This window comes from Mycobacterium sp., assembly GCF_049280035.1.
Taxonomy (GTDB): domain Bacteria; phylum Actinomycetota; class Actinomycetes; order Mycobacteriales; family Mycobacteriaceae; genus Mycobacterium.
In genome coordinates, this window is the sequence record NZ_JBAPPI010000233.1 from 1 (window position 1) to 2,030 (window position 2,030).

The 2,030-nt window shown below is 66.6% G+C and carries 2 protein-coding genes; one reads left to right on the forward strand and one right to left on the reverse strand.

The genetic code is table 11. The features are described from left to right. Window positions 1-737 (forward strand): citrate/2-methylcitrate synthase (locus tag WAN71_RS07555; protein ID WP_422224738.1); only part of this gene is annotated, 737 nt, incomplete at its 5' end. Window positions 738-788: 51 nt separating this feature from the next. Here WAN71_RS07555 and WAN71_RS07560 read toward each other — a convergent pair. Next, a partial coding sequence (locus WAN71_RS07560; RefSeq protein ID WP_422224739.1) for a phytoene desaturase family protein occupies window positions 789-2,030 on the reverse strand: 1,242 nt, incomplete at its 5' end.

A 2,030-nucleotide genomic window follows, 5' to 3' on the forward strand; every position in this document is an offset into this window, starting at 1 on the left:
TCCTCTACCCGGACAACTCGCTGACGCTGGTAGAGAACTTCCTGCGGATGACCTTCGGGCTGCCCGCCGAGCCCTACGACGTCGACCCCGAGGTCGTTCGGGCGCTGGACATGCTGCTCATCTTGCACGCCGACCACGAGCAGAACTGTTCGACGTCGACGGTGCGGCTGGTTGGGTCGTCGCAGGCCAACCTGTTCACTTCGATCTCCGGTGGCATCAATGCGTTGTGGGGCCCGCTGCACGGCGGCGCCAACCAGGCCGTGCTGGAAATGCTGGAGAAGATCCGCATGAGCGACGACGACGTCGGCGAGTTCGTCCGCAAGGTCAAGAACCGCGAAGAAGGCGTCAAGCTGATGGGCTTCGGTCACCGGGTGTACAAGAACTACGACCCGCGCGCCCGGATCGTGAAGGAACAGGCCGACAAGATCCTGGCCAAACTCGGCGGTGACGACGACCTGCTGAGCATCGCCAAGGAACTCGAAGAGGCGGCGCTGACCGATGACTACTTCGTCGAACGCAAGCTCTACCCCAATGTCGACTTCTACACCGGGCTGATCTACCGGGCGCTGGGCTTCCCGACCCGGATGTTCACCGTGCTGTTCGCGCTGGGCCGGTTGCCCGGCTGGATCGCGCACTGGCGTGAGATGCACGACGAAGGCGACAGCAAGATCGGCCGTCCCCGCCAGATCTACACCGGCTACACCGAGCGCAACTACGCCACCATCGATTCCCGCTAGCCAGTGGCGATCGCGAGCACGGCGTAGCCGGGTGAAGCGGGTCGCCACCATCTAGCTAGCCGCGGCCAGCACCGCCATCGCGGCGTTGTGACCGCCGATGCCGGAGACCGCTCCGCCGCGCCGGGCGCCCGAGCCGCACAGCAGGATTCGCTCGTGGGCGGTGGCCACGCCCCATCGCCGAGCCGCGGTGTCCAGCGGGTCGTCGTCGTCAGCGAACGGCCAGCGTAATGCGCCATGGAAGATGTTTCCGCCGGTCATTCCCAGCGCGTGTTCCAGGTCCAGGGTGGTCGTCGTCTCGATACAACGCAGGCCGTTCGCGTCGTTCATCAAAACCTCCTGAATCGGTTCGGCCAGAACACAATTCAATGAATTCAGCACGGCGTCCGTGAGCGCAGCACGCACCAGCGCGGGCTCGTCGTCGCCGAACAGCGAATGGGGCGTATGCAGGCCGAACACCGTCAACGTCGCAGCGCCCGATGCACGCAGCGCGGGGGACAGGATGGTCGGGTCGGTCAGCGAATGGCAATAGATCTCGCACGGCAGTGGATCCGGTAACGCTCCAGCGGTTGCCCGTGAATACGCCGCGTCCAGCTGCGTCCAGGTCTCGTTGACATGCAACGTTCCGGCGAACGCCTGCTCGGGCGTCACGTTGTCGTCGCGCAGTCGGGGCAGCCGCCGCAGCACCATGTTCACCTTGACCTGAGCGCCGTGCAGCGGTGCGGGCGCCTGCTCACCCAGCAGGCCGGCCAGCACCGCCGGTGTGACGCCGGCCAGCACGAATCGGCCGCGCACCACGTGCTCGTCGTCGTCTCGGCGGTAGCGCACCTCGCCATTCGGATCAACTTTGTAAACCTCTGCGCCGGTGACGATTTCGGCTCCACAGCGCACCGCCGCGGCGGCCAGCGCCGCGCTCACCACACCCATGCCACCGATCGGGACGTGCCATTCACCGGTGCCGCCGCCGAGGAGGTGGTACAGGAAACAGACGTTCTGTTGCAGCGACGAGTCGTCGAGCCGAGCGAAGGTGCCGATCAGCGCGTCGGTCGCCACCACGCCGCGGACCACGTCGTTGCCGATCGCATCGGCGATCGCATCGCCGATCGGTCGATCGACCATGGCCCGCCACGACGCGGCCGCCTCGGGGTCGCCGCTGTCGACCACCTCTCGGCGGGCGTGCTTGCGGGTGCGCAACGGTTCCAACAGCGTCGGCCATAACCGCTCGGTCACCAGGCGGCAGCGCCGGTAGAACGCGGCGAAAGCCCGCTCGTCGTCGTGGGCGCCGATGGCGTCGAA